Source organism: Blautia sp. aa_0143, assembly GCF_004167315.1.
In the GTDB taxonomy this organism is placed as follows: Bacteria; Bacillota; Clostridia; order Lachnospirales; family Lachnospiraceae; genus Blautia_A; species Blautia_A fusiformis.
The window spans coordinates 1-24,660 of record NZ_RCXU01000038.1 but is presented as its reverse complement, the minus strand read 5'-3'; the positions used below and the strand labels follow the sequence as shown (position 1 = coordinate 24,660).

General features: G+C 42.6%; 31 protein-coding genes. 11 read left to right on the top strand and 20 right to left on the bottom strand.

What is annotated here, in order from left to right; translation table 11 throughout:
- Positions 1–84 precede the first annotated feature (84 nt).
- The 10 genes from EAI83_RS15375 to EAI83_RS15335 all read right to left on the bottom strand — a co-directional run bounded on the left by EAI83_RS15375 (position 85) and on the right by EAI83_RS15335 (position 5,802).
- Positions 85–507 (bottom strand): hypothetical protein, encoded by a 423-nt coding sequence (locus EAI83_RS15375; protein WP_129976021.1) that lies wholly within the window; start codon positions 505–507, stop codon positions 85–87.
- Between the two features lie 307 nt (positions 508–814).
- Complete coding sequence (locus tag EAI83_RS15370; RefSeq protein ID WP_129976019.1) at positions 815–1,015, bottom strand: hypothetical protein; 201 nt, start codon at positions 1,013–1,015, stop codon at positions 815–817.
- A gap of 129 nt (positions 1,016–1,144) precedes the next feature.
- Positions 1,145–1,420, bottom strand: a complete 276-nt coding sequence (locus EAI83_RS15365; RefSeq protein ID WP_129976017.1) for a hypothetical protein — start codon at positions 1,418–1,420, stop codon at positions 1,145–1,147.
- Positions 1,417–1,692, bottom strand: coding sequence for a hypothetical protein (locus tag EAI83_RS15360; RefSeq protein ID WP_129976015.1), 276 nt, complete (start codon positions 1,690–1,692; stop codon positions 1,417–1,419). Before EAI83_RS15360 ends, EAI83_RS15365 begins: the two co-directional genes overlap by 4 nt.
- Before the next feature lie 446 nt (positions 1,693–2,138).
- Positions 2,139–3,548: a hypothetical protein gene (locus tag EAI83_RS15355; protein WP_129976013.1), complete on the bottom strand. Its 1,410-nt coding sequence runs from the start codon at positions 3,546–3,548 to the stop codon at positions 2,139–2,141.
- A gap of 9 nt (positions 3,549–3,557) precedes the next feature.
- Positions 3,558–3,878, bottom strand: coding sequence for a hypothetical protein (locus EAI83_RS15350; protein WP_129976011.1), 321 nt, complete (start codon positions 3,876–3,878; stop codon positions 3,558–3,560).
- Positions 3,872–4,276, bottom strand: a complete 405-nt coding sequence (locus tag EAI83_RS15345; protein ID WP_129976009.1) for a hypothetical protein — start codon at positions 4,274–4,276, stop codon at positions 3,872–3,874. The genes EAI83_RS15350 and EAI83_RS15345 overlap by 7 nt, the downstream gene beginning before the upstream one ends.
- Before the next feature lie 113 nt (positions 4,277–4,389).
- Positions 4,390–5,274, bottom strand: a complete 885-nt coding sequence (locus EAI83_RS15340) for a DUF4373 domain-containing protein (protein WP_129976007.1) — start codon at positions 5,272–5,274, stop codon at positions 4,390–4,392.
- 154 nt (positions 5,275–5,428) lie between these two features.
- Complete coding sequence (locus tag EAI83_RS17360; protein ID WP_161206395.1) at positions 5,429–5,587, bottom strand: hypothetical protein; 159 nt, start codon at positions 5,585–5,587, stop codon at positions 5,429–5,431.
- Positions 5,584–5,802: a hypothetical protein gene (locus EAI83_RS15335; protein ID WP_118514880.1), complete on the bottom strand. Its 219-nt coding sequence runs from the start codon at positions 5,800–5,802 to the stop codon at positions 5,584–5,586. Before EAI83_RS15335 ends, EAI83_RS17360 begins: the two co-directional genes overlap by 4 nt.
- 133 nt (positions 5,803–5,935) lie before the next feature.
- Between EAI83_RS15335 and EAI83_RS17355 the strand changes: the two genes are divergently transcribed.
- The 3 genes from EAI83_RS17355 to EAI83_RS15325 all read left to right on the top strand — a co-directional run bounded on the left by EAI83_RS17355 (position 5,936) and on the right by EAI83_RS15325 (position 8,030).
- Positions 5,936–6,106, top strand: a complete 171-nt coding sequence (locus EAI83_RS17355; RefSeq protein ID WP_161206394.1) for a hypothetical protein — start codon at positions 5,936–5,938, stop codon at positions 6,104–6,106.
- A 251-nt stretch (positions 6,107–6,357) separates the two neighbouring features.
- Entirely contained in the window at positions 6,358–6,894 is a 537-nt protein-coding gene (locus EAI83_RS15330; RefSeq protein ID WP_129976005.1) for a hypothetical protein, read from the top strand.
- Positions 6,895–7,196: 302 nt separating this feature from the next.
- Positions 7,197–8,030, top strand: a complete 834-nt coding sequence (locus EAI83_RS15325) for a hypothetical protein (RefSeq protein WP_129976003.1) — start codon at positions 7,197–7,199, stop codon at positions 8,028–8,030.
- A 131-nt stretch (positions 8,031–8,161) separates the two neighbouring features.
- Here EAI83_RS15325 and EAI83_RS15320 read toward each other — a convergent pair whose 3' ends face one another.
- On the bottom strand, positions 8,162–8,368 hold the full coding sequence (locus tag EAI83_RS15320; protein ID WP_129976001.1) for an XRE family transcriptional regulator: 207 nt from the start codon (positions 8,366–8,368) through the stop codon (positions 8,162–8,164).
- 165 nt (positions 8,369–8,533) lie between these two features.
- Here EAI83_RS15320 and EAI83_RS15315 point away from each other — a divergent pair, with 165 nt between their 5' ends.
- From EAI83_RS15315 to EAI83_RS15295, 5 genes are all read left to right on the top strand, one after another.
- Positions 8,534–8,842: a helix-turn-helix domain-containing protein gene (locus EAI83_RS15315; protein WP_129975999.1), complete on the top strand. Its 309-nt coding sequence runs from the start codon at positions 8,534–8,536 to the stop codon at positions 8,840–8,842.
- Between the two features lie 394 nt (positions 8,843–9,236).
- Positions 9,237–9,713: a hypothetical protein gene (locus EAI83_RS15310; RefSeq protein ID WP_129975997.1), complete on the top strand. Its 477-nt coding sequence runs from the start codon at positions 9,237–9,239 to the stop codon at positions 9,711–9,713.
- A 70-nt stretch (positions 9,714–9,783) separates the two neighbouring features.
- The gene (locus EAI83_RS15305; protein ID WP_129975995.1) at positions 9,784–10,254 is read left to right on the top strand and encodes a hypothetical protein; all 471 of its coding nucleotides are present in this window, start codon (positions 9,784–9,786) and stop codon (positions 10,252–10,254) included.
- Between the two features lie 17 nt (positions 10,255–10,271).
- A complete protein-coding gene (locus EAI83_RS15300) occupies positions 10,272–11,261 on the top strand; it encodes an exonuclease domain-containing protein (RefSeq protein ID WP_129975993.1) in 990 nt (329 codons plus the stop codon).
- Positions 11,262–11,426: 165 nt separating this feature from the next.
- Entirely contained in the window at positions 11,427–12,509 is a 1,083-nt protein-coding gene (locus EAI83_RS15295; RefSeq protein WP_129975991.1) for a tyrosine-type recombinase/integrase, read from the top strand.
- A gap of 160 nt (positions 12,510–12,669) precedes the next feature.
- Here EAI83_RS15295 and EAI83_RS15290 read toward each other — a convergent pair whose 3' ends face one another.
- Together EAI83_RS15290 and EAI83_RS15285 are read right to left on the bottom strand one after the other, a co-directional pair.
- Positions 12,670–13,680, bottom strand: coding sequence for a GGGtGRT protein (locus EAI83_RS15290; protein ID WP_015525727.1), 1,011 nt, complete (start codon positions 13,678–13,680; stop codon positions 12,670–12,672).
- 40 nt (positions 13,681–13,720) lie between these two features.
- A complete protein-coding gene (locus tag EAI83_RS15285) occupies positions 13,721–14,413 on the bottom strand; it encodes an iron-sulfur cluster assembly scaffold protein (RefSeq protein ID WP_015525726.1) in 693 nt (230 codons plus the stop codon).
- Positions 14,414–14,659: 246 nt separating this feature from the next.
- Between EAI83_RS15285 and EAI83_RS15280 the strand changes: the two genes are divergently transcribed.
- Positions 14,660–15,397, top strand: coding sequence for a TraX family protein (locus EAI83_RS15280; protein WP_129975989.1), 738 nt, complete (start codon positions 14,660–14,662; stop codon positions 15,395–15,397).
- A 124-nt stretch (positions 15,398–15,521) separates the two neighbouring features.
- On the opposite strand, the gene EAI83_RS15275 is transcribed toward EAI83_RS15280, so the two are convergent.
- From EAI83_RS15275 to EAI83_RS15245, 7 genes are all read right to left on the bottom strand, one after another.
- Entirely contained in the window at positions 15,522–16,190 is a 669-nt protein-coding gene (locus tag EAI83_RS15275) for a transferase (protein WP_021651109.1), read from the bottom strand.
- On the bottom strand, positions 16,187–18,238 hold the full coding sequence (locus EAI83_RS15270; protein ID WP_129975987.1) for a DNA topoisomerase: 2,052 nt from the start codon (positions 18,236–18,238) through the stop codon (positions 16,187–16,189). Before EAI83_RS15270 ends, EAI83_RS15275 begins: the two co-directional genes overlap by 4 nt.
- Position 18,239: 1 nt before the next feature.
- The gene (locus EAI83_RS15265) at positions 18,240–18,995 is read right to left on the bottom strand and encodes a formate/nitrite transporter family protein (RefSeq protein ID WP_059086310.1); all 756 of its coding nucleotides are present in this window, start codon (positions 18,993–18,995) and stop codon (positions 18,240–18,242) included.
- Between the two features lie 181 nt (positions 18,996–19,176).
- Positions 19,177–19,413, bottom strand: a complete 237-nt coding sequence (locus tag EAI83_RS15260; protein ID WP_059086311.1) for a DUF3343 domain-containing protein — start codon at positions 19,411–19,413, stop codon at positions 19,177–19,179.
- Positions 19,414–19,512: 99 nt separating this feature from the next.
- Positions 19,513–20,598 (bottom strand): aspartate-semialdehyde dehydrogenase, encoded by a 1,086-nt coding sequence (gene asd, locus EAI83_RS15255; protein ID WP_015525720.1) that lies wholly within the window; start codon positions 20,596–20,598, stop codon positions 19,513–19,515.
- Positions 20,599–20,691: 93 nt separating this feature from the next.
- Positions 20,692–22,071, bottom strand: coding sequence for an argininosuccinate lyase (gene argH, locus EAI83_RS15250; protein WP_110102064.1), 1,380 nt, complete (start codon positions 22,069–22,071; stop codon positions 20,692–20,694).
- A gap of 151 nt (positions 22,072–22,222) precedes the next feature.
- Positions 22,223–22,888 (bottom strand): epoxyqueuosine reductase QueH, encoded by a 666-nt coding sequence (locus EAI83_RS15245; RefSeq protein WP_129975985.1) that lies wholly within the window; start codon positions 22,886–22,888, stop codon positions 22,223–22,225.
- Between the two features lie 129 nt (positions 22,889–23,017).
- Here EAI83_RS15245 and EAI83_RS15240 point away from each other — a divergent pair, with 129 nt between their 5' ends.
- Both EAI83_RS15240 and EAI83_RS15235 read left to right on the top strand, forming a co-directional pair.
- Positions 23,018–23,785, top strand: coding sequence for an ABC transporter ATP-binding protein (locus tag EAI83_RS15240; protein WP_044961273.1), 768 nt, complete (start codon positions 23,018–23,020; stop codon positions 23,783–23,785).
- Entirely contained in the window at positions 23,778–24,572 is a 795-nt protein-coding gene (locus EAI83_RS15235; RefSeq protein ID WP_129976023.1) for an ABC transporter permease, read from the top strand. Before EAI83_RS15240 ends, EAI83_RS15235 begins: the two co-directional genes overlap by 8 nt.
- Positions 24,573–24,660: the final 88 nt, after the last annotated feature.

The following is a 24,660-nucleotide window of genomic DNA, read 5'->3' as shown; positions in this document are numbered from 1 at the left end:
CAAGCGCCGGGCTTTTCGAAGTCCGGCGTTTTGTGTTGAATATAAAATGAGCTGCCGCACGTTAGTGCGACAGCCCCATGTCAACTATTTTATTTGTTCCCTCATTAAGTATTTATCTCTGATCATAAGCCTTGGATAATCAGGATTCTGTGAATATCCTGTCTTTCCTGCTATCTTCTCCCAGGTCAATCCCTGCTGATAAAACGCTTTGAACACATATCTGGTCTGGCCATCTTCAATGTTCTGAATCCAGTTGTCTACTGCTGCCACCTGCTCATTTTTATGCTCATAGGTTCTCTTTCTTCTGTCATATCGCTCCTGATCAAACCCAACTACGCTCTGAGGCCGTGCAAAACCTGTACTGTAATCAAATATTGTGCTGTTCCCTAGCCCAGCCTCCCCATTCATCATTTCATCCAATTCCAAACCAAGGACCGGTATTTCCCTCTTTAATTTTCTGTAATTATCAAGAAGTTTCCTGGTGATCTTGATCTCGCCCACTGGCATCCTCCCCTTTCTACTACAATATATTTATGGTTAATATCCCTTACAGCCAGTAAGGAATTATCCATCTTGTTGCTTAAGCTGTTAGAATGTAGGTAGCAATCGGATATCGTCCCCTTTCTTGGACTTCGCGTCCGTTAATTAGACTGATAACCAGCTCCTCATTCACAGCGTTCGTTTTATGCAGGTTGAATCACCATTTATGTTATTTTAGTCATTCACAACCCGTTTTCTATCTTGTAGTCACCTTTTTTCTCTAAAAAACAAAAAAATACCAACCACCAATATTGATGGCTGGTAAAAGGACTGTTCAATCTTTCTGAATACCCGTTCCATTACAATGTTCGCACTTTACTAAGTCGTACCCCACTTCTTTTAAAGCTCGTTTTCTGCACTCTCCCATTGTTAGCGTTCCAGGCGCATCGTATCTATCAAACAACTCCGAATACTTCTTTTCATCCCTTGGTTTTTTAAACTTGCCTGTTCCTTCACACCAAAAACATTTTCCCATATGACAATTCCTCCTATCATATCTATAATACAGAAATTATATCATTCCAACCGTTAATATTCAATTATCAATGTGCTATTATTTGTTATAATTCAGGAATTATTTCTGTACTAATCTGTTGCTCTTCCTCTATTTCGTTAAGCACCTTATGCTGTCCCAGTTGATTAAAAATCCGCAATTCGGACAAAAATTAAGGCCTACATCCATGCGGAATCCGCAGTTTCCACAAGTGTAATAACAGTTATATCGCTTCATCTGGTGATATTTAGGCTTCTTGCCATCCAGTTTTGCAAATTCATATATTATTCGGTTAACTGCTGATTCAAAATGCTCTGGCTCTTCTTCCGGAAATTCCTCAGTCATTTTCTCTAACAGCTGTAAACATTCTTTTTTGCCTATCATCATGATTCATTTTTTCCTCCTGCTGTCTGCAGGATTTTTTTTCGTACCCGATCCCATTCTAGGAGTAATGTAATATCCAGATTCCTGCTTAACTTAATATCTTCCGGAATGATCCGATACTTCTTGTCCACAAGTGCAAAGTTTGCTGCTGCCTGGCAGACATTATCTCTTGCAATACCAAGCTTCTCTGTAACCTGTTTGGCTGTTAATAAATCCTCAAAGACTGCTTTCCCGTTCTGGTCTACTACCTTGTACAGGTTTACTCTTCTTTTCATTGATTTCCCCTATCTCTACCTGATCAAGATAATTCCGGCCGAATATCTTCATGAACTCCTTGTGGCTGTGCTGCCTTTCAAATTCTCTCTGGGCCATACGCTGTACTTCATGGCGGATCCGGGCATTGTTGTGAATAGCTTCCGGGCCATAAACGTGATGATCTCGACACAGGTATATTTTCAGGCCATTCTCTTCTGAATTTGTCCTATTAGGACCACTAAATACATGGTGTTCCTGAAGAGTGCTATGTTCAGACCAGTTATCATGAAGCATAATACACAGATAACACGTCCTGCTCTTCTTATCATGTAAAATACTTGGTGGATGATGTTTTTTTCTTTTTCTTACTTTTCGGTTTTGGAAATAACAATTTCTGCCCCTTTCCGGGGAGGTCAAGGCCTCCCCTTATGTATTTGTGATATATTTGGATTTTCGATAACACCCCTTATTTCTGTAATTCCTTCAGGAATTCAACCAGCTCTGTTTCTGAGTTTGGGAATTTATAATACCGTGCATGATATGTCCATTTCGGTATGCCGCCCTTGCACTCTGGTTCAGGTCCTCCAACAAGATGTAAGAATGCCGTTTCATGTTCTGGCATCCATTCTGTTCCTGGAAGAATATATTCTTCTGCAATCAAGCATGCGCCATTCTCAAAATCATACTTGTAGTATTTAACACCGATGTTTTTATCTTCGTACCACAAGCCCCAATCCTTGTAGTTTCTCAGCCATTCTTTTCTCTGATCATTATTTTTCATGACTGGCAATGCGGTGGCTTCGCCGGGATGGTCTGCGATTTTGTTGTAGACACCACAATCATGCTGCTTTTCGTCCGGTGTTTCTGCTACCAGTTGGCAGCGTTCTTCCAGCCATCCGCAGCGACTGTTACAATCATCCGGACACTGAGCACAGCATTTGTATTCCGTATCACAATAGGCTGCTGCACCGCATTTTCCCGAACCGCTCTTTCCAGTGATACATTTTGCCGGCCCCGGCATTTTGTTATCTTTCTTCTCCGGTGCGTCTATAGACACCATCTTGACCGGTTTCCGTTTCTTCCCGAACCTTTTTATCAGCTCGTGGGCCAGCTCATTCCAGGTGAAAGCGCATTCCATGTAACTTCCAGGATTGAACATGATCCCGGTTGAATTTGCCTGATAATTGAATTTACCATTCCTGATCCGGACATCCTGATACCGGACTTCAAGCAGATAGGTCGTTGCGTTGATATCACATGTAAGAACACGTTCTTTATCTCCTTTGTTCAGGGCTTCGAAAAAGCCTTCTATCTGCAGTTCCGGTGTGATTGGGATCTCGTTCTCCGGCGGCCGGTTCTGTCCGGTTGCTGTTTCAATCGTCATTTTTCCTGGCATGTATTCTGGATGCTGTTCAATGCTGTCTTGGCCGGGGATCTGATCATCTATCTGTTGCGCCGGCGCAATAACTTCTACTTCCGGAGGTTTCCTGATTGCACGAATTTCCTTTGCACTCATTTCCGGCTCAGCTTCTTCCATCTGTTCATCTGTCAGATACAACATTTCCTGCAGCTGGCTTTTGTTAAAATCCTTGTATTTATCATCCAGGATAGGGCTGTTTCCATCTTTGGAAAACTTGTCATTCATTGCCATCCAGCGACTGGCTGCTGACTTTTTGATTCCATACTGATCTTCCGCAAACTCCCAGATACTGTTATATCCACCATCCCGGAATAATTCCCGGTCCCGGATATACTTCATGTAATATCCGGCAGCAATAAAGCTTCTGGACATGGTTTTGATATTCGCTGAAAGAAGTTTCTTTACATCATTCAGTGGCATGTCCATTTCGTACCATTTACTTTCTACTACATCCATGATTTCTCCTTATTCCTCTACGTCACTTTCATTTGGCATCTGGAAAACAGCTTTCTTCAGGATCCCGGCTCGGGCAGACAGTAGTTGATCTCTTGTCATATTTTTAAATTCGTTTTCCTGTAAAGCAAGTGTGTATTCTACGACTTTTTCATCTTCATACGCTTCCTGGATCATATCCAGCACTTTAAAAGCTTTTTGGGCACTTGAGTATTCGCCTAATACAACTCTTATCTTTCCTGCACGAAATGTAAGCGTTCCGTCCCCTTCAGCGGATACTACACCATTTTCAATATTTACAATGTGCATTTTGTTCTTACTTCTGATTAACATTTTTCTTCTCCTCTACTGCAACCATCATAGTCTTCTAATGTACCTAAAAGGCTGGTTGCTTTCCTGCAGCGATAACAATCATCTCGTAATTTTGCTCTGTGTCTGCAATCTTTGCATAAGATGATCTTGCGATACTTCTTCATGATCTGATACGTTGAACTCTGATCAAAAGCATTGATCTTCTCATATTCTTCACGGATCTTGTCTGTGTACTGCTGTAATTTACAACGGCAGCAGTGCTGATCCATTTCTTCCTGTGTTACAGCACCTCTGTGGCAGCAGATCTCATCACAGACATAAGCCTTTAAGACTTCAAGAATACCGTCTATTCCTTCTTCTCCTGGCTTCATCTGCTCTCTGCATCCATTCAGGTTTTCCTTCGACTGGTTCACTGTCAAACCATATCCCTCCATTCTCATCCTGGTAATACGTAAATCGGATACCGGATTTAATAATCGTACCAACATATTTCATGTTGGCTGTGTTCTGGCCAGGTCTAAGGCTCCAGGCCTTACCCCATAATTCTTTTACGTCCAGCTTCATCACCTCCAGCGCCCTGCTTCAATAAACGCCTTTCGTAATCAGCAAAGTCATAGTCCCGCTGGTGGAAATTATTAAACCGGTTCTTGGAGGTCTCTTTCTTCTTTTGCTTATTCACCGGGTAAAATCCTTTCCAGCCATTCATGATAGATTTTTTGACCATGGCGATCCTTTCCTCCGGATCACTGGATAAGGAAAGGACTTCTTCTGCCAACAGTTGGATCTGCTCATCTGTCAGCTGATCGCCTTTATTCTGTCTTGATTTCAAAAACAGCAGGAAAATATCATTCAAAGAAGGATCTTCAAAGTATGTACCCGGCGGAGCCGTATATATATACTCTTCTTTCTTTTCCTTTCCTTTTGTGTCATTTTTCCTGGAATTATCATCTTTTTTCCTGGAATTATCGGGATTATTCTCGGAATTATTTAAAGAAGGGTGCACTTTAATAAAGGTCTCTGTTTCCTCCTCTGGAAGGAGCCAAAACCTTTCTACAGTGATCGGAGTTTTCAGTGCCCTGGCTTTTACCATTGCCTGATATCTCCTCTGTATTCCGGCAGAGGTCAAAACCTTGTCCGACTGGAAAAGTGTGTTATCAAACAGTGACCGTTCCAATAAGAAGTTCAAGACCTGCTTCACCTTGTTGCTTTCCATGTTCAGATCATCTGAAACAATGTACTCAAAATCTCTATCAATCTTTAAATAATATCCTGTCTTGTATATCTCACACAGGAGATACAAGTATAAGGTGATCCCGTCTGCTCCATACCGGGCTTTCAGGATCTTTACCTTTCTATCTGAGAAAAAATCCACATCCAGGCGAAAAAAGAGGTTTCCTTCCTGCCTTCGCCTTGCCATATGATTGTTCCTCCAGTTCTTCTATAGAGATTGCGTTGATACTGATATTTCACTTGTTTTTCTTTTTATTTCTCTATATAATAAGAACGTAATATTCGTGTATTACTACGTCCATCGGATCCCGCCGGAGCTGCACTCCCGGGATCCTTTCTTACTACCTTTTCTGATACTCTGTTCCAACTACAAACACAAATGCCACCTGCCAGAACAGTCCTGCCATTAAAAGCATTTCTGCCGAACTTCTCCACTGCCAGAATGGAAGGTTTGCAGCAGGAAGTGCGATAAAAAGTGATATGATTGCATCTCGTCTCATTTACTTCCACCTCTTATCTTCTCCAGCTCAGCTCTTATATTTTTTCCGCTGTACTCAGCCAGAAGCTTCTCCGATATGTTATATGTCCAGATCGAGGACATCTTAATTGCAGTCCCGATTGGAAGCTTTTCCTGCTGCATTGCAACCCTTACAAACTGTGGGGATGCATGCAGTATGGCTGCTGCTTCAACAGGTAATATCTTGCCTACTTCCATACTTCATTTTCCTTTCTTTATAAGATTTTCATAACTTTGTCGAACGCTTTTCCTTGCAGTTATGCCAAGATTCTCCTATCCTGTATATACAGGGTACTGAGAATACCCGAGTACATACAGAAAGGAGAACTATATGAAATTTGAATTTAATTCTGATGGCTTTGACGGTCTGTTGGATGATTTGAAAACATTTGAGCTTAACTGTCCTGAATGCAATCATTCCATTGAAGTATCACTTGACGATATTGGCAGTATCATCAAGTGCCCTCAATGTGGTATAGACATCAAACTAGAGTCAGAATAACTTTCCTTTCAGCTCAGCAAGCTCCTCAACAGTTTTGCTGAGCTGTTTCATTTCTTTTCTTAATTTCTTCACTCTTTTCAGAGTTTTCTTATATCCTGTCACTTTTACTTTAACAGTACGTGTCTCTGATTCTTTTATTTATCTCACCTCTTATCCAGTCTTACTGGCCTGCACTTGACTTTTCTTAGTTTCTTTCCTATTCTTGTATCACAGGTACTGGCATACCTAAATCTATAGAAAGGAGACGTTTTATGTTTCAACAAGAAAAAGAATATTTAGAAGATGCCTACTCTTATTACCAAAAAACCGGTGAACGTTCAATGCAGTATGAATTTTCAAAGGATAACCGTGAAAAACAACTTACCATCCGTTGTTTAGATGCTTTGTGTGATGACGGATATATTCAATACGAATATCGAGCAACTGGTTTTTGTGGAATTAAGCTCACTCCTAAAGGTATTCACTTCGTAGAAAACGGCTTTCAAGATGATACTGTCCCTTCTATTTCAGGAAATAACAATATTTTTGTTACTGGTTCAGGAAACACAATATCCAACAACTACAATCAACTCATTGCTGATGTACAGAATTCAGAACTTGATCCCGAAATAAAAGAAGTATTGGAAACTCTTTTATATGAACTCAAAAATCCTGCTTTATCTGAAAAAAAGAAAGAATCAAAAATAAAAGATTTTTTATCAGAAATTTCTTCCGATGCTTTATCTGACACTGCTTCATCCACCTTATCTACTTTACTTATGTTTCTTTTTAAGAAAATAATTTTTTAATCTAATCAGCCAGTATTCCAATGTTTCTTTAACGGTACTGGCTGTTATCTTATAAGTAATTGGTGTACTGAAATTGCCATGATCACTTTCTTTCTGCTTTGTAACATATACACGCCATTTTCCAGATAACCGTTTTTGAATGGAAACAAAATATCTGTTTTCATTATCTGTAAACTGAATTTTGGTTTCTTTTATCTCCGATCACCTCCTCCCTTCAAATAAATGATTACTTGACTTTTCCCCATTTCTTTCCTATTCTTGTATCACAGGTACTGGCATACCTGTTGAATAAGGAGGTTTCAATGAAAAACAATCAAAAAAATACACTTTTTTTAAGCTCAGCACTTCAAGATTCTTTAAATAGAATTTCGCATATGTATGATGGTTACTTACAAACTATTTTTTCTTCTGACTCTATAACATCTCAAATTGGCCAGCTTCAAGAAGAAATGGTTAAATCCTATAAGCACTTTTTTCAGTTATATACACCGAGTATAATTTCTTCACTTACTAATTCGCTTTCCATAATGTCAGAAGCTATGACAGCGGCTGTCCGAGATAATATAACAACCAATATGTACAACAATTTAAGTGAATCTCTGAAAACTATGATTTCGCTTCAAAGTCTTCAGCAACAGCTTATTGATATTGCCCCTGAACCATCTTTTGACCGCCCAGACAATCTCAATAATTTACCTGAAGATGATTTTGTAATTGTTGATGAATCCGCTGTTAAAATATACGAATTTCCCGATTGCATATATATTCCCATTGGAAACAGTAGAATAAAAATGCCTACTTCTATTTTGCTGACTCTTATAAACCTAATTATTTCGACAATCCTCACAATCTCTATTGCTGTTGTTCAGTTCAATTCATCACAAGAAGATCAGATTAAACAAACGCAAATTGAAGAAACCCAAATTGAGCTCCAACGTGCCCAAAATGAAATACTGCAACAACTCCTTCACAACATAGATACTTCTTCTTCCAGTGAAGCCGAAGCGATCAAAGAGTTGCAAAAAACTGTTGAAGAGCAGAATAAACAGTATTCACAGAATCAAGACACATGCTTATCTGTTGAAGAAGATAATGATAATTCCAAATTGACCAAAGACACTGATACCCCAAAATAAGCAGCAATGCAATCATCAATACCTGCGTAAACATTAAACTAATTTTTAACCTGTTTATCTGCTTACGCAGGTTTACAATTTCTTCTTTTGATGTATCCATCACTTCTCACCTCCTCCCTTCAAATGAATGATTACTTGTCGTTTTCAGTTGCAAATAAGTAATCCAATGTCTTATCTGGGAAAGCTTTTCTCTTAATTGCCATCATTTCACTCAGCTTAAATTCTGTAACACCTCTGAGTTTCAATTTTAAAGATTCATAGTTTATAGCCGTAATCTCAGATAACTTCTTAATGGTTAATTTGGCTCTTCCCATTTCGGCATTTAAGTTAAAAAACATTTTCTCCTCCTTTCTGTTACCCTGTAAGGTAACTTTGATTATAGATTATACGTTGCAGGGTAGTTTGTCAACCCATAAAATACATTTTTTTACTTTGCAGGGTATTTTTTTACTTTACAAAGTTATTTTTATATGTATAATAGAATTTAACAGGAGGTATTAGATATGTCATTCACTGATAAGTTAGATGAATTAATGGCTGAAAAGGGAATCAATAAGTCTATCCTTTCAAAAGAAGCCGGTATTCCATATACTACAATCGCCGGTTTTTATACAAAAGGAACTGATAATATAAAACTTTCTACATTAAAAAAACTTTCTGCATATCTTGGCTGTACCATTGACTATCTGGCAGATGATTCTCATGGACAACCTACTACTCTCGCTGCTCACTTCGATAGCGAGGAATATACAGAAGATGAATTGAATGAAATCCGTCAGTTCGCAGAATTTGTAAAAGGTAAAAGAAAATAATATCTGTGCTTTACAGTACTGTGAGTAAAAAATGAAACGGGAATAATTGGCAGATCTGCCAGATATGTTTTGACAATATAATATACTTACCCAGGCAACTGGAAGGATGCGGTACCACTCCGTTTCTGAGTCTTGCAGAAAGGAGTGGGGCTTATGAGTACATATGAAGAATTTATGATTATCCTAAATGTAGGACTTTTAATCGTAGCCATTCTGAATCTGAACAATAAGAAATAGCATCCCCGCTCTGGTAAAGTAGGATGCTATTTCTATAACTCTTATAACGCCAGAAACGGATAGGTTTCAGCTATCGTTCCAGCTGTCTTGTTAAGTATATTATAAGTCACTTAAAAATATTTGTCAATTTCAATATACACGAGCGGGAGGTTTTGAATTGAATACATACGAAAAATTACTAGATACCGCCTGCAGGGACGGTATAGATGTTATAGATTATCCATTTGAAACTGAAAGAATAAAGGGGTTATATTGTGATGGAACTGTAGCTATCAGAAAAGGAATTAAAACTCAGGCAGAAAAGTCCTGTATTCTGGCTGAGGAACTTGGCCACCACTATACTACCACAGGTAATATTCTGGATCAGTCAACTGATGTCATGAACCGAAAGCAGGAATACCGGGCCAGACTTTATGGCTATAATCTTCGAGTAGGGCTGATCGGGATCATCAATGCTTATGAATCTCGCTGCCGGAGTCTTCATGAGATGGCAGAATATCTGGATGTACCGGAGAATTATCTTACCGAAGTAATAGACTGTTACCGTTCCAAGTACGGACAGTATGTTGCTATGGACAATTATATAATCTATTTTATTCCGCAGTTGGCTGTAATAAAAATTAATACTTTATAATCTGAACAAGGGATTTTCCATAATGAATATCGTATTATTTATGGATATTATATTTTAAAGGGAGGATATTATGAAAAAGAAGTTTTTAGCAATTTTGCTTACCACTATTTTTGTTTTTTCTCCGTCCGTAGCTGTTTTTGCAGATACAAAAGACGACAAAATCGCTGCCTTGCAGAAGCAGGTTGATGATTTACAAAAGCAAGTCGATGACCTTACTTCCAAATTAAAAAAATATCAGTCTGATGATACTAAGAATAATAATATGGAAGACTATTTACTTAAAAAGAATGTTCTTTCTGGCAAACGTATTGAAATGGCCGCTGATATGGTTGGTGCCATATCTGGTTTTAAATATGGTGATGCTGAAATTTACGAATACGATATGTCTTCTACCCAATATAAAGAATTAGTTTCTGGAGATGCCATTTCAGTTGAAGGCATTGATGGTTATACAATAAATGCTTTAGCTATAAACGGAAAATACGTTCTGATGGGTGAAGCTTCTGAAGATCTTATACAAGCTTTTAATGATTATAAATAAAGTAAAAGGAGTCACATATGACAATCGGATTTGATATTTTAACTGGAGAAAAAATAAGTTTTACTCATGATCGACAGTACAAGGGAAAAAATGTTATCTCTTTTCCAGATGATTACTGTGTCATTGATATCGAAACAACAGGACTTTCGCCTGATTGGGATAGTATTATTGAAATCGCTGCTGCAAAATTTCATAAAGGAAATCTTGTCGATACTTTCACTTCTCTTATAAAACCAGATGATTTTACCACCGATGAATCTTTTTTGGATGACTTTATCGTTAATCTTACCGGAATAACTGATGAAATGTTATCAAAAGCAGATTCTACCGCATTGGTACTATCAAAATTTTATTCCTTTATTGGAAATTCCATTCTTGTAGGACATAACGTTAATTTTGATATTAATTTTCTATATGACAATTGTGAACACGTTATCCACAAGTATTTATCTAATGACTTCATCGACACTATGAGACTTTCTAGACGTATACATAAGGAACTTAACCATCATAAATTATCTGATTTAGTTCAATACTATAATCTCAGTTATGAAAATGCACATAGAGCCTTAAGTGATGTAGAAATAACTTCTAAATGCTATATATGTCTCGTTAATGAAATTATAGAAAAATATGAATCATTAGAAGCATTTAGCAAAGCATGTAGACGTTCCAGAAGTGGTGTTAGAGCAGATGACATCAGCACTTCTAAAACTGATTTTGATACATCTAATTTGTTATATGGAAAAGTATGCGTATTTACCGGAACACTTGAAAAAATGGTACGCAAGGAAGCAATGCAAATCGTTGCTGATCTTGGTGGAAAAAATGCCGACAGCGTAACCAAAAAAACTAATTATCTCATTTTAGGTAATAATGATTATTGTAAATCCATCAAAGACGGAAAAAGCTCCAAACAGAAAAAAGCTGAAAAGTTAAAGCTTGATGGATATGATATAGAGATTATTCCCGAAAATGTTTTTTATGATATAATTTCCGAAAATTAATATTAAAAACCGCCCCAGTACGCCAATACCGGGACGGTGGTGGATCTCCGAAGAGATACCTCATTTTGCAAAATTATTGTATCATCTTCGGAGCAGCCTTGCAAGCGAAACACTCGTTCGCTGGCTGTTATTTTTGTACCCATTTTTACAAGGAGGATGATATTTATGAAGTTACCAAATGGTTTCGGATCTGTTTATAAACTTCCCGGAAAGAGACGTAAACCCTGGGCAGCCAGTAAAACAACCGGATGGGAAATCGACACCAAAACCAATCAGGCAAAACAAGTCAAAAAAGCTATTGGATACTTTAGCACCAGAAAAGAAGCTTTGGAAGCTCTTACCCGATATAACGAAAATCCCTACGATTTATTTGCCAAAGAACCCACTTTTAGTGATGTGTACGAAGCATGGTCTGATGTACATTTCCCTACCCTGGGTGGTCCTTCCAGTGTCCGTACTATTACTTCTGCATATAAGCACTGTGCTCCACTATACAATATCAAAATGAAAGATATCCGGGTCGAGCATCTGGAAAAAACTATTCGTAATGCTCAGGTCGGTGACAGCACAAAAGCACGAATGAAAAGCCTATTCAATCTTATGTACCGATATGCCATGAAACATGAAATTGTAACTAAAGACTATGCCCAGCTCTGTGATGGTGTGCAGCAGCCTAAGCCTAAAATCATCCGTGTTCCTTTTTCTGATCAGGAAATATTGTCTCTCTGGTCCCATCTTGAAATTCCTTTTGCAGATATGGTTCTGATCGGAATATATTCTGGCTGGCGGCCGCAGGAACTGGCTGTCCTGAAAATTGCAGATATTGACTTTGAAAATATGACTTTTATCGGTGGACTGAAAACAGATGCCGGAAAGAATCGTACCGTTCCTATTCACCCACAGATCATGGATCTGGTTCGCCGCAATTACAATCAGGCCACTTCTATGCACAGCGAATATCTTTTCAATGATCCGGATGGGCAGCAGGGAACTCATCTTACATATGACAAATACAGAAACCGTTTCAAAAAGGTTATGTCACGCCTGAATATGACCCACAAGCCTCACGACACCCGGCACACCTTTATTACCAAGGCAAAGGAATCCAACATAAACGAATATGTCCTAAAGTTAATCGTTGGTCATGAAATCCAGGATATCACAGAAAAAGTATACACTCACAGGACCATCGAAGACCTGCGTACAGCTATGAATATGATCACCTGGCCAGAGATCCCCAGCGAATAATTTGTAAGCTACCGTTGTTAGCTACGTGTAAGCTACTTGTTAGCTACCCGTCAAATTTATCGTTTTTTCAGAGTGTTTTGTTCTAATTTTCAGGCAAACGTAAAAAAGCCGCAAACCCTTGAGTTTACGGCTTTTTCGCTATTTTAAGCTATGCTTATATTTAGAACTTGCCAGCGTCAGCAGCTTCCTGTACGGAAACAGCTACAGCAACTGTCATACCAACCATCGGGTTGTTTCCGGCGCCGATAAGACCCATCATCTCTACGTGAGCCGGTACGGAAGAAGATCCTGCGAACTGAGCGTCAGAATGCATACGTCCAAGTGTATCAGTCATACCGTAGGAAGCAGGACCTGCTGCCATGTTGTCCGGATGAAGTGTACGTCCTGTACCACCGCCGGAAGCAACGGAGAAGTATTTTTTGCCTTTCTCGTTGCACTCTTTTTTGTATGTTCCTGCTACCGGATGCTGGAAACGAGTCGGGTTCGTGGAGTTTCCTGTGATGGAAACGTCAACGCCCTCTTTCCACATGATCGCAACACCTTCCGGAACGCTGTTAGCGCCGTAGCAGTTAACCTTTGCACGAAGTCCCTCTGAATAGGATTTACGGAATACTTCCTTAACCTCGTTCTTATATGGATCATACTCTGTCTCTACATATGTAAAGCCGTTGATACGGGAGATGATCTGAGCAGCGTCTTTTCCAAGACCGTTCAGGATAACACGAAGAGGTTTTTTACGAACCTTGTTTGCTTTCTCTGCGATACCGATAGCACCCTCAGCTGCTGCGAAAGACTCATGTCCTGCAAGGAAGCAGAAGCAGTCTGTCTCTTCCTCAAGGAGCATCTTTCCAAGGTTTCCATGTCCAAGACCTACTTTACGTGTGTCTGCAACGGATCCCGGGATACAGAAAGCCTGAAGGCCTTCTCCGATAGCTGCTGCTGCGTCAGCGGCTCTTCTGCAGCCTTTTTTGATCGCGATAGCTGCACCTACTGTGTAAGCCCAGCAAGCGTTCTCGAAGCAGATCGGCTGAATGCCTTTGATCTGATCGTAAACGTTCAGTCCTGCGTCTTTAGTGATTTTCTCAGCTTCTTCGATAGAAGCGATTCCATAGCTGTTTAAAACAGAATTGATCTTGTCAATTCGTCTCTCATATGATTCAAATAAAGCCATTTCCTGTAACCTCCTGATATTTTCACCTTACGAAGTGTAATTACTCTTTTCTTGGGTCGATGATCTTAACAGCATCTGCAACACGGCCGTACTGACCTTTTGCTTTCTCCCATGCTGTGTTCGGGTCATCACCTTTCTTAATGAAGTCAGTCATTTTTCCAAGGCTTACGAACTGATATCCGATGATCTCATCGTTCTCGTCAAGAGCGATACCTGTAACATAACCCTCAGCCATCTCAAGGTAACGAGGTCCTTTTTTCAGAGTTCCATACATTGTACCAACCTGAGAACGAAGTCCTTTTCCAAGGTCCTCAAGACCAGCGCCTACTGCAAGTCCGTCCTCGGAGAATGCAGACTGGGAACGTCCGTAAACGATCTGAAGGAAAAGCTCTCTCATAGCTGTATTGATTGCATCACATACAAGGTCTGTGTTCAGTGCCTCCATAACGGTAAGTCCTGGAAGGATCTCAGAAGCCATAGCTGCAGAGTGAGTCATTCCTGAACATCCGATTGTCTCAACAAGTGCCTCCTGGATGATTCCCTCTTTAACGTTAAGGGAAAGCTTACAAGCACCCTGCTGCGGAGCACACCAGCCAACACCGTGTGTAAATCCGGAGATATCCTTTACTTCTTTTGCCTGAACCCATTTTGCTTCTTCCGGGATCGGAGCGGCACCATGATGTACGCCCTGTGCCACTGGACACATTTCTTCTACTTCGCGTGAATAAATCATTTTAAAACTCCTTTCAAGTATAGATTGACCGATGTTATTGAGAAAAAAAGTTCGATAACACCCTATGGCTATTTTCTCACAAAACCTTTGTTTCGTCCAGTCATATTTGATAAAATTTTGCCATAAAACGCATAATATTGGTAGTTATTCCGGCAGTATTGCATGCCTAACTGTCAAATATTTCTGGCAACTGCTGTATGTATGTGATAATATATTAGCAAGTTTAACCCTGGAGGTATATTTTTCATGAATGCATCTGTGGATTCTGTTTTTCCAGAAAAATACCGCATTCTCAGCGGAAGCGCTCTGAAGATGATCGCGGTCATCACCATGCTGATCGATCATATCGGAGCTGTGCTACTCAGTATGTATCAGCCCGCACAGAAAATCCTGTTTACACTTTTCGGCAGAGAATATACTGTATATCTTATTTTCCGCGATATCGGAAGAGCTGCTTTTCCCATCTTCTGTTTTCTCCTGCTGGAAGGCTTCCGGCATACACGGAGCCGGTTCCTCTATGGAAGAAATCTCCTTCTTTTTGCGCTGCTTTCAGAAATTCCGTGGAATCTGATGTTTACAAATACGCTGCGTTACGAAAGACAAAATGTGTTTTTCACGCTTTTCCTCGGATATCTGGCCTTTTGTGCCATCGAATATTTCCAGACCAGACCTTCGATGCAGTTTCTCTGCATCCTGGGACTGCTTGTTGTTTCCATTTTTCTGAAAGCAGACTATGGATGGCGGGGGTATATCTTCCTGCTGATCATGTACTATATGCGAAACGATAAGCCAGGCCAGGCAATCCTCGGAAGCTGCTGGCTTTACTATGAATGGAGAGCCTCCTTTGCCTTTCTGTCCATTAACCTGTACAATGGAAAAAGAGGCTTCATCCGCGGAAAATCAGCAAAATATTTCTTTTACTGGTTTTACCCAGTCCATATTATAGGACTGGTCATACTTCGACAGCTTTTGTTTTTATCTTAATCCCGCCCGCTCCCGGTCGGTTCATCCTTCCACGACCAATACTGTTGCATCCATCACCCCATCAAAAAAAAGCTGCACTTTCTCAAAAGTGCAGCTTAAATGCGTGTCCAGAAGAATCTGTTTCTTATTTTTTCTTTACGATCTCTTTTGCATTTTTATAAATGGAATCCGCCGGAACACATCCACGTACCGGTGACAGCGGGTAAATATTGGAATTCCGTCCGATCACAGTACCGGGATTCAGCACAGAACCGCATCCGACTTCAACATGATCCCCGAGCATCGCTCCGAATTTCTTAAGACCGGTTTCGATCTTTTCATCCCCGTCTTTTACGACAACCAGCTTCTTGTCTGATTTTACGTTGGAACAGATCGATCCGGCACCCATGTGGGACTTATATCCCAGCACAGCATCTCCAACATAATTATAATGAGGAACCTGAACCTTGTTAAACAGCACTGCATTCTTAAGCTCTGTGGAATTTCCCACAACTGCGCCCTCACCAACGATAGCCTTGCCGCGGATAAATGCACAGTGGCGCACCTCGGCGTCTCTGCCAATGATAGCCGGTCCGGTGATACTTGCAGTCGGCGCAACTGTAGCGGATCTTGCGATCCATACATTTTCGCCCTTCTCCTCATATTCAGAAGGATCCAGTGTTTTTCCAAGCTTAATAATGAAATCTCCGATCTCCGGAAGAACCTCCCACGGATAGGTTTTTCCCTCAAAAAGCTCTGCTGCAATGGTCTCATTCAGATCCAGCATATTGCTGATAGTAAAATCTTTCATCATGATGATCTCTTTCCTCCCTGTCTGGAAGCTCGCTCCGGCTTCCTGTAGTTTACAGCGGCCACATCAAAAAACTGCCGCAGGTTATACTGATAATTGCTTGCCTCCACCTGCCGGGTACGTACCCGCACAAAATGCTCCAGCTTGTCCATATATTCCTGTTCCGTGATGCTGCCCTCTGCCACATAGGTGAGCCCCTTTTCCCAGCTTGCCGTAAGCTCCGGGTTCAGAAGCTGCCGGATAGAACAATTTACCACATCAAAGATCATTTCCCCAAGAAGCGTTGGAGTGATCACCTGGGTCTTTTTGTTCAGTGCCAGATATTTGATGTTAAAAAGCTTCTTCAGGATCTCGGCACGGGTAGCACTGGTGCCGATCCCGCTTCCCTTGATCTGGGCTCGAAGCTCCTCATCCTCGATCAGCTGTCCTGCATTTTCCATGGCAAGGATCATGGAACCGGAATTGTATCGTTTGGGCGGTGAAGTCTCACCCTCCTTGATACTCAAACCGTTCACAGGAAGTATATCACCCTTTTTCAGCTTCTGCAACGCCTCCAGGAGCACAGTATCACAGGAAACCTCGTCTTCCTCTCCATTTCCGTTTTTCTCACTGTCTGAAGCCCTTTTCCGCGAAAAAGAATTGGTGGCGATCTTCAGATAGCCTTCTTCTTTGAGAACCTTAAAGGATGAAAAGAATGCCTCGCCGTCCAGCTTCGTCACAAGACTCACCTTCTGATAAACGGCCGGCGGATAAAAAATACACAAAAATCTCCGTACAATAGTCTCGTACACACGCTGCGCAGTAAGAGACACGCTTCCCAGCGCATTCAATCCCTGACCGGTAGGAATGATCGCATAATGGTCTGTGATCTGCTTGTCATTCACATATCTGGTCTTTGCAATGCTTTTCCAGGATTCCATCCCCAAAACCTCTGCCGCCGCAGCACCGGCCTGCTGATAATTTCGAAGACCGGATATATTCTTGTATATCTCCTTGGCCACTGCCGTGGAAAGAACTCTGGCATCCGTTCTCGGATAAGTCACCAGCTTCTTCTCATAAAGCTCCTGTACGATCCGGAGTGTCTCGTCCGGACTGATCTTAAACAGCTTTGAGCACACATTCTGAAGCTCCGCCAGGTTAAAAAGAAGCGGCGGATTTTTGTTTTCTTTTTTTCGTTCCACCTTTTCCACAATACAGGAAAGGGGCTGGTTCACCATCAGCTGATCGATCAGCATCTGTGCATGCTCTTTTTTCCTGAAGCCGTTTTCTTTATAAAGATACGGGGACTGGAAATACCGGCTGCCTTCCACAGCTCTCCATTCACCGTCAAAATTTTCGCCTGCAAGTCCAATGCTGCCAAGGACACGGTAAAACGGTGTCTTCACAAAGACACGGATCTCCCGTTCTCTCCGCACCACCATGCCAAGAACACAGGTCATCACACGCCCAACTGCAATGGCCTGATATTTGGAATGGAGATAATTGGTGACACTGCTTCCGTAGCGCAAGGTCAGAACTCTGGAAAAATTGATTCCCATAAGATAATCTTCCTTTGCGCGGAGATACGCAGATGCTGCCAGATTATCATACTCCGAGATATCCTTCGCTTCACGGATCCCTCTTAAGATCTCTTCCTCTGTCTGGGAATCGATCCACACACGTTTCTGGACTTTTCCCTTTACTCCTGCCATCTGGGCTACCAGACGGTAGATATATTCACCCTCACGTCCGGAGTCGGTACACACATAAATGGTATCCACATCCGGCCGGTTCAGCAGTCCTTTTACGATCTCGAACTGCTTTTTGACCCCGGGGATCACTTCATATTTGAATTCGCGCGGCAAAAAAGGCAGGGTATCAAAACTCCACCTTTTAAACTTGATATCATATTTTTCGGGATAGCTCATGGTAACCAGATGTCCTACACACCAGGTTACCACAGAATCATCAGATTCCAGATATCCGTCTTTTCTCTGACCGTTGATCTTCAAAGCCTTCGCAAATTCCTGTGCCACGCTGGGCTTCTCCGCTATGTATAAAGCCTTTGCCATACTATTTATCTGCACTCATCTTTCTAAGCGGCCATGCCAGAAGCACAGCTCCGCCAACTATATTTCCCAGTGTTACGATCACCATGCTTTTAAGCATAGCGCCGACAGACAATCCTGGCACCATACAGAATGCAACTGTAAAAATACCCATATTTGCAATACAATGCTCAAATCCGCTGACAACGAAACCTGAAATACAGATCACGATCATCAGGAACTTGCCTGACTCACTCTTCAGCTTAATGCCGCAGAGAACAGCAAGACAGACGAAGAAATTACAAAGTACCGCACGGAAAAACATCTGTCCTGCCGGAATACTCAGTTTTCCGTTTATAAATCCGGCAAAATAATCTGCTGTACCGGACGCTCCTGCACCTGCAAAGATCAGCGCCAGGATCAGGCATCCCACAAAATTGCCGATGTAACTGATTCCCCAGACCTTGCCTACGTCTTTCCATGATACGCTCTTGTCATACGCACCAAAAGCCATTACCAGATTGTTACCGGTAAACAGCTCTCCTCCTACCATTACGATCAGCAAGACCGCAATGGAGAACACGATGGCTCCAAGGAATTTCCCCCATTCCGGGAAAGTTTTGGAAAATACATTTCCAACAACGTTACTGTAGATCATCGCCACATCAATAAAAAATCCGGCCATGATCGCCCGCATAAAGTATTTTCCGAAATTGCTGTTCAGTAAGTTTATCTTACCCTTCGCAGCGGTTGACAGTTTCTCTACATCCTCCCTGTTCATAAATAGCACCTCCACATATTTTTAGCAAGCGTGGCACTTTGTTACTGCTTCTTTGTTCACAGTAACACGCTTTCCGGAAATCTGCTTGTTATATTGTAACACTTTACCAATTATTCCACAATAAAAATGCGAAAATTTTCAAAAATTTCCGCTTTGTTACATACAACAAACAATATCCGCTTTATACCAGAACACGGTAGATGCCATCCCAGGCCAGTTCCTTTTTTTTCAGGAAATCTTCTGTTTCCTCCTCTGATTGCTCCACGCATTTCCAGGCCAGTCCGCACTGGGCACTGATCTCTGAAGGGATCGGGATCAGTCTTCCCTGAAATTCAGATTCCCTGGCCGTTTTTTCCATTTTCATGGCAGCCGTGGTTGTGGAAAATGTCACAACTGTAGTAATTACTTTTCTGCGCATATCTCCTTTGTTCCTTCCACATACGCAAAAACAGGACACCGGAAAAACCGATATCCCGTTTCTGATGATTTTCTTTATTTCCTGTAAAGGATCCAGTTCTTATTTAGCCTGGATATATCCTTTCGCTTTCAGAGTTTCTGCACAGAGAACTGCTCCGCCTGCGGCACCTCTTACTGTGTTATGGGAAAGTCCGATGAACTTGTAATCATAAACAGTATCCTCACGAAGACGTCCTACAGATACTCCCATTCCATTCTCATAGTTTACATCCATCTGTACCTGCGGACGGTTGTCCTCCTCAAGATACTGGATGAACTGCTTCGGAGCGCTTGGAAGCTCAAGCTCCTGCGGAAGTCCCTTAAACTCAACCAGCTTCTGGATCAGCTGCTCTTTGGTAGGTTTCTTGCGGAATTTAACGAATACAGCTGCTGTATGTCCGTTGAGGACCGGAACACGTACACACTGACATGTGATGACAGGTGTGGTAGCCGGAACGATCACGCCGTCCTCGATCTTGCCCCAGAGTCTTAATGGCTCCTTCTCACTCTTCTCTTCCTCACCACCGATGTACGGAATGATGTTGTGCTCCATCTCCGGCCAGTCCTTGAAGGTTTTTCCTGCTCCGGAAATAGCCTGGTATGTAGTGGCAACTACTTCATACGGCTCGAACTCTTTCCATGCGGTAAGTACCGGAGCGTAGCTCTGGATAGAGCAGTTCGGTTTAACAGCTACAAAGCCGCGTTTTGTTCCGAGACGTTTCTTCTGGAATTCGATAACCTCGAAGTGCTCCGGATTGATTTCCGGAACTACCATCGGAACGTCCGGTGTCCAGCGGTGTGCGCTGTTGTTGGACACAACCGGTGTCTCTGTCTTTGCATATTCTTCCTCGATCGCCTTGATCTCATCCTTCGTCATATCAACTGCGGAAAATACAAAGTCAACAGTAGCTGCAACCTTCTCAACCTCGTGGATATCCATAACAACCAGCTTCTTTACTGCCTCCGGCATCGGAGTATCCATTTTCCATCTGCCGCCTACAGCCTCCTCGTAGGTCTTGCCTGCGCTTCTCGGGCTTGCCGCTACAGTAACCACCTCAAACCACGGGTGATTCTCCAGAAGAGAAATGAATCTCTGACCAACCATTCCAGTTGCACCTAAAATACCGACTTTAAGCTTTTCACTCATAATAAAACTCTCCTCATCTTGTGTCCCTCCATGGCACACATTTGTCTTTTCTGTAAATACTATACCAATTTTTCCTAAAATGCAAGCATTATCTTAATTTTTTTCAAGATATTCTTTATTCTGAGCGATCACCTGCTCCATCACGTCCGGTCCCGGCGCTCCCAGAGTCACACGTTTTTCCACGCAGGTCTTCATACTGATGGCTTCATAGATGTCCTCCTCAAACACAGGACTGATCTCTTTGTACTCGGAAAGCGGAAGCTCATCCAGAGAGATTCCCTTATCCAGACAGAGAAGGACCAGTCTTCCGACGATGCCGTGAGCATCACGGAACGGTACACCGTGGTTAACCAGATAGTCTGCTGCGTCTGTGGCGTTTGTAAAGCCTCTCTTTGCACTTGCCTCCATGTTGGCTTTGTTGAACTGCATAGTGGAAACCATGCCGGTAAACAGGGCGATACAGCCCTTTACGGTGTCGATGGCATCAAAGGTCAGCTCCTTGTCTTCCTGCATATCTTTGTTGTATGCAAGCGGGATTCCCTTCATGGTTGTGAGAATAGATGTCAGCGCTCCGTAAACACGGCCTGTTTTTCCACGGACAAGCTCTGCGATATCCGGATTCTTCTTCTGCGGCATGATACTGCTGCCTGTGCTGTATGCGTCATCGATCTCAACGAAACGGTACTCATTGGAATTCCACAGAATGATCTCCTCTGAAAAACGGCTCAAATGCATCATGATCGTAGAAAATGCACTGAGAAGCTCGATGACATAATCTCTGTCAGATACGGAATCCATACTGTTTCTGGTTGGTGCATCAAAGCCGAGAAGCTCTGCAGTATAGGCACGATCCAACGGATAAGTGGTTCCTGCCAGTGCTCCCGCTCCAAGCGGACAGGTATTCATTCTCTTACGGATATCAAAAAGTCTGTCACGGTCTCTGCGGAACATCTCAAAATATGCGCCTACATGGTGTGCCAGAGTTACCGGCTGTGCCTTCTGAAGGTGGGTAAATCCCGGCATGTAGGTGTGAACATTCTCTTCCATGATCTTCTGCAGGGCAAGAAGAAGGTCCTTCAGCTCCTTATCTGTCTCATCGATCTCGTCGCGGACATAAAGCTTCATATCCAGAGCTACCTGGTCATTACGGCTTCTTCCTGTGTGAAGCTTCTTTCCGGCATCTCCGATACGGTCGATCAGGTTTGCCTCCACGAAGCTGTGGATATCCTCATACTCCGCTGTGATCTCCAGCTTGCCTGCTTCCACGTCTGCAAGGATACCGTCCAGTCCTTCTGTGATCTGATCCTTTTCTTCCTCTGTCAGGATCCCCTGTTTTGCAAGCATGGCAACATGTGCCTTGCTTCCACGGATATCCTGTCTGTAAAATTTTTGATCAAAGGAAATGGATGCGTTAAAATTGTAAACCAGCTTGTCCGTTTCTTTTGTAAAACGGCCTCCCCATAACTGTGCCATATTGATTCTTCCTCACTTTTCTTTTTTGCGGCAGAACTGTCTTCTCCGGACATACACGAGCTCCGTCTCCCGGACGTCTGCACTTTTCTGTGTTAGTGTAACATATTTTTATAAAAATGCAAAGTTTTTCATAATTATACGTTTGCTGTCTTCAGCCGTTGTTACTGTTCACTCGGTTCTCAGTAACCAGCCGTTCTCTGTCCATGGCTTCTTTCTTTGAAAATACACAGCCGCAGTAATTCTGCCGGTACAGAGCATGCTCATGAGACAGCTCAATAGAACGCTTGTAGCCATTCTTTTTCTTAAAATCTGAAGTCAGATGTGGCACTTTATAGATTTCTGCCAGCTCCTCGCCGATCTCATTAATCTTCTGTGCATTTTTCAGCGGACTGATACTTAAGGTTGTGGTGAAATAATCATATCCGCCCTCCTTCGCCAGCTTTGCCGCCTCTTCCATCCGCAGGCGGTAACACCGAAAGCACCTCTCTCCTCCTTCCGGAACATCTTCCAGGCCTTTTGCCATCTCATAAAATTCCTTTGGGTCATACCGTCCCTCCATAAAAGTTACCGGATGGACAAATTCCATCTCCCCGATCAGGCGGCGGATCTCAGCCACACGGTGTGAATATTCCTCCACCGGTGCGATATTGGGATTATAAAAAAATATCGTGATCTCAAAATACTGCGACAGATATTCCATCACATAGCTGCTGCATGGCGCACAGCAGGCATGCAGAAAAAGTCTGGGGGTTTTCCCTTCTTTCTGGTTTCTTTCAATCAGTTTATCCAGTTCTTTCTGGTAGTTTCTCTTGTTCAATGTTTGTAATTCCTTTCTCTATGACTGTTTTCAGGCAGACATCAAAGTATGCATCTCTGCCATTGGCCTTCTCCTGTTTCAGACATATGATAATATTATACCATTATCTACGAAAAGGAGGCAACATCCATGAATCCTGTCCTGAAAGTGCGGGACGTGTGTCTCTCCTATCACACATTATCCGGTGAGACACCCGCCCTTTCTCATATATCCTTTGACCTGATGCCCGGTGAATTCCTGTCCATTGTAGGGCCTTCCGGATGCGGAAAATCCACTCTTCTGAATCTCATTGCCGGCCTGCTCACTCCGGAGCACGGTTCCATTACTCTGGGAAACCGTCCGGTATCCTCCGGCAGTGCCGCTGTAGGATATATGCTCCAGAAGGATCATCTTCTGGAATGGCGGAGCATCTACAAAAACATCCTTCTCGGCCTGGAGATCCGGAAAGAGCTCACACCTGAAAAGCTGGCACATGCAGAAGCCCTTCTTCAGACCTACGGTCTGGACCGTTTCCGTGATGCCCGCCCTTCCCAGCTTTCCGGCGGTATGCGCCAACGTGCCGCTCTGATCCGGACCCTGGTGCTGGAACCGGAGCTCCTTCTTCTGGACGAACCATTTTCCGCTCTGGATTACCAGACCCGCTTAAATGTCAGTGATGATATAGGAAAAATCCTCAAAAGCTCCGGCAAGCCTGCGATCCTGGTCACTCATGACATCTCCGAAGCCATCAGTATGGCCGACCGGGTACTGATCCTTTCTGCACGTCCTGCCACTGTACGAAAGATCATTGATATCGATCTGGATATCAGCGACCGCACTCCCCTCTCCTCCAGAAATGCTCCGGATTTTAAGAAATATTTTAACATCATATGGAAGGAGCTCAATGAAAATGCCTGAAATTTCCAGACAGCAGAAACAATATCTTGCACGGCAGAAAAAAGAAAAACACATTATCCTGGCTGCACGGACACTTCTTTTTGTTCTGTTTATGGGACTTTGGGAAATATCCTCTGATCTTGGATGGATCGATTCCTTTATCTTCAGCAGTCCTTCCCTGATCGCAAAGACCTTTCTTTCCATGTGCAGGGATCAGTCCCTGTTTGCACATATTGCCGTGACACTGGCAGAAACTCTTGTCAGTTTCTTTTTTGTTGTGATCCTGGGTGTAGGAACCGCAGTACTTCTCTGGTGCTCCCGACGGATCGCACGGATCCTGGAGCCATGTCTGGTGGTACTGAACAGTCTCCCGAAATCTGCTCTGGCCCCTCTTCTGATCGTATGGCTTGGTGCCAACGAACGTACCATTGTGGTCGCCGGCATGTCTGTAGCCATCTTCGGCTCCGTTATCAATCTGTACTCCGGTTTCTGCCAGGCAGATCCGGAAAAGCTGAAGCTGATCGAAACTCTGGGGGGACACAAAAAGGAAAAGCTTCTGAAGATCGTCCTGCCCTCCTCCGTTCCTCTTATCCTGAGTGTGATGAAGGTCAACATCGGGCTTTGCCTGGTAGGCGTGATCATCGGAGAATTTATCGGTGCCCGAAAAGGCCTGGGATACCTGATCATTTACGGAAGCCAGACATTCAGACTTACATGGGTCCTGATGGCCATTGTGATCCTCTGCATCATTGCCATGCTGCTGTATTTTGCACTTTATCTTATTGAAAAACAGGTCCGGAAGCATTAGCTGTAAAAAGGGGGGCTGTCGCATTAGCAAATATTTTTGCTGGGCGGCAGCCCCGTTTTATGCCAAAATGGCATCGAAATTGATTACC

What these genes read in the sequence shown, in the direction of transcription:
- EAI83_RS15340 (WP_129976007.1), bottom strand. Translation starts at nt 5,274, where the DNA reads ATGGCAAGGCGAAGGCAGGAAGGAAACCTCTTTTTTCGCCTGGATGTG.
- EAI83_RS15285 (WP_015525726.1), bottom strand. Translation starts at nt 14,413, where the DNA reads ATGATTTATTCACGCGAAGTAGAAGAAATGTGTCCAGTGGCACAGGGC.
- EAI83_RS15275 (WP_021651109.1), bottom strand. Translation starts at nt 16,190, where the DNA reads ATGATGAAAGATTTTACTATCAGCAATATGCTGGATCTGAATGAGACC.
- EAI83_RS15240 (WP_044961273.1), top strand. Translation starts at nt 23,018, where the DNA reads ATGAATCCTGTCCTGAAAGTGCGGGACGTGTGTCTCTCCTATCACACA.
- EAI83_RS15355 (WP_129976013.1), bottom strand. Translation starts at nt 3,548, where the DNA reads ATGGATGTAGTAGAAAGTAAATGGTACGAAATGGACATGCCACTGAAT.
- EAI83_RS15325 (WP_129976003.1), top strand. Translation starts at nt 7,197, where the DNA reads ATGAAAAACAATCAAAAAAATACACTTTTTTTAAGCTCAGCACTTCAA.
- EAI83_RS17360 (WP_161206395.1), bottom strand. Translation starts at nt 5,587, where the DNA reads ATGAGACGAGATGCAATCATATCACTTTTTATCGCACTTCCTGCTGCA.
- EAI83_RS15330 (WP_129976005.1), top strand. Translation starts at nt 6,358, where the DNA reads ATGTTTCAACAAGAAAAAGAATATTTAGAAGATGCCTACTCTTATTAC.
- EAI83_RS15290 (WP_015525727.1), bottom strand. Translation starts at nt 13,680, where the DNA reads ATGGCTTTATTTGAATCATATGAGAGACGAATTGACAAGATCAATTCT.
- EAI83_RS15265 (WP_059086310.1), bottom strand. Translation starts at nt 18,995, where the DNA reads ATGAACAGGGAGGATGTAGAGAAACTGTCAACCGCTGCGAAGGGTAAG.
- argH (WP_110102064.1), bottom strand. Translation starts at nt 22,071, where the DNA reads ATGGCACAGTTATGGGGAGGCCGTTTTACAAAAGAAACGGACAAGCTG.
- EAI83_RS15320 (WP_129976001.1), bottom strand. Translation starts at nt 8,368, where the DNA reads ATGTTTTTTAACTTAAATGCCGAAATGGGAAGAGCCAAATTAACCATT.
- EAI83_RS15280 (WP_129975989.1), top strand. Translation starts at nt 14,660, where the DNA reads ATGAATGCATCTGTGGATTCTGTTTTTCCAGAAAAATACCGCATTCTC.
- EAI83_RS15360 (WP_129976015.1), bottom strand. Translation starts at nt 1,692, where the DNA reads ATGAAAAGAAGAGTAAACCTGTACAAGGTAGTAGACCAGAACGGGAAA.
- EAI83_RS15365 (WP_129976017.1), bottom strand. Translation starts at nt 1,420, where the DNA reads ATGATGATAGGCAAAAAAGAATGTTTACAGCTGTTAGAGAAAATGACT.
- EAI83_RS15260 (WP_059086311.1), bottom strand. Translation starts at nt 19,413, where the DNA reads ATGCGCAGAAAAGTAATTACTACAGTTGTGACATTTTCCACAACCACG.
- EAI83_RS15300 (WP_129975993.1), top strand. Translation starts at nt 10,272, where the DNA reads ATGACAATCGGATTTGATATTTTAACTGGAGAAAAAATAAGTTTTACT.
- EAI83_RS15295 (WP_129975991.1), top strand. Translation starts at nt 11,427, where the DNA reads ATGAAGTTACCAAATGGTTTCGGATCTGTTTATAAACTTCCCGGAAAG.
- EAI83_RS15350 (WP_129976011.1), bottom strand. Translation starts at nt 3,878, where the DNA reads ATGTTAATCAGAAGTAAGAACAAAATGCACATTGTAAATATTGAAAAT.
- EAI83_RS15305 (WP_129975995.1), top strand. Translation starts at nt 9,784, where the DNA reads ATGAAAAAGAAGTTTTTAGCAATTTTGCTTACCACTATTTTTGTTTTT.
- EAI83_RS17355 (WP_161206394.1), top strand. Translation starts at nt 5,936, where the DNA reads ATGAAATTTGAATTTAATTCTGATGGCTTTGACGGTCTGTTGGATGAT.
- EAI83_RS15335 (WP_118514880.1), bottom strand. Translation starts at nt 5,802, where the DNA reads ATGGAAGTAGGCAAGATATTACCTGTTGAAGCAGCAGCCATACTGCAT.
- EAI83_RS15235 (WP_129976023.1), top strand. Translation starts at nt 23,778, where the DNA reads ATGCCTGAAATTTCCAGACAGCAGAAACAATATCTTGCACGGCAGAAA.
- EAI83_RS15270 (WP_129975987.1), bottom strand. Translation starts at nt 18,238, where the DNA reads ATGGCAAAGGCTTTATACATAGCGGAGAAGCCCAGCGTGGCACAGGAA.
- EAI83_RS15370 (WP_129976019.1), bottom strand. Translation starts at nt 1,015, where the DNA reads ATGGGAAAATGTTTTTGGTGTGAAGGAACAGGCAAGTTTAAAAAACCA.
- EAI83_RS15375 (WP_129976021.1), bottom strand. Translation starts at nt 507, where the DNA reads ATGCCAGTGGGCGAGATCAAGATCACCAGGAAACTTCTTGATAATTAC.
- asd (WP_015525720.1), bottom strand. Translation starts at nt 20,598, where the DNA reads ATGAGTGAAAAGCTTAAAGTCGGTATTTTAGGTGCAACTGGAATGGTT.
- EAI83_RS15315 (WP_129975999.1), top strand. Translation starts at nt 8,534, where the DNA reads ATGTCATTCACTGATAAGTTAGATGAATTAATGGCTGAAAAGGGAATC.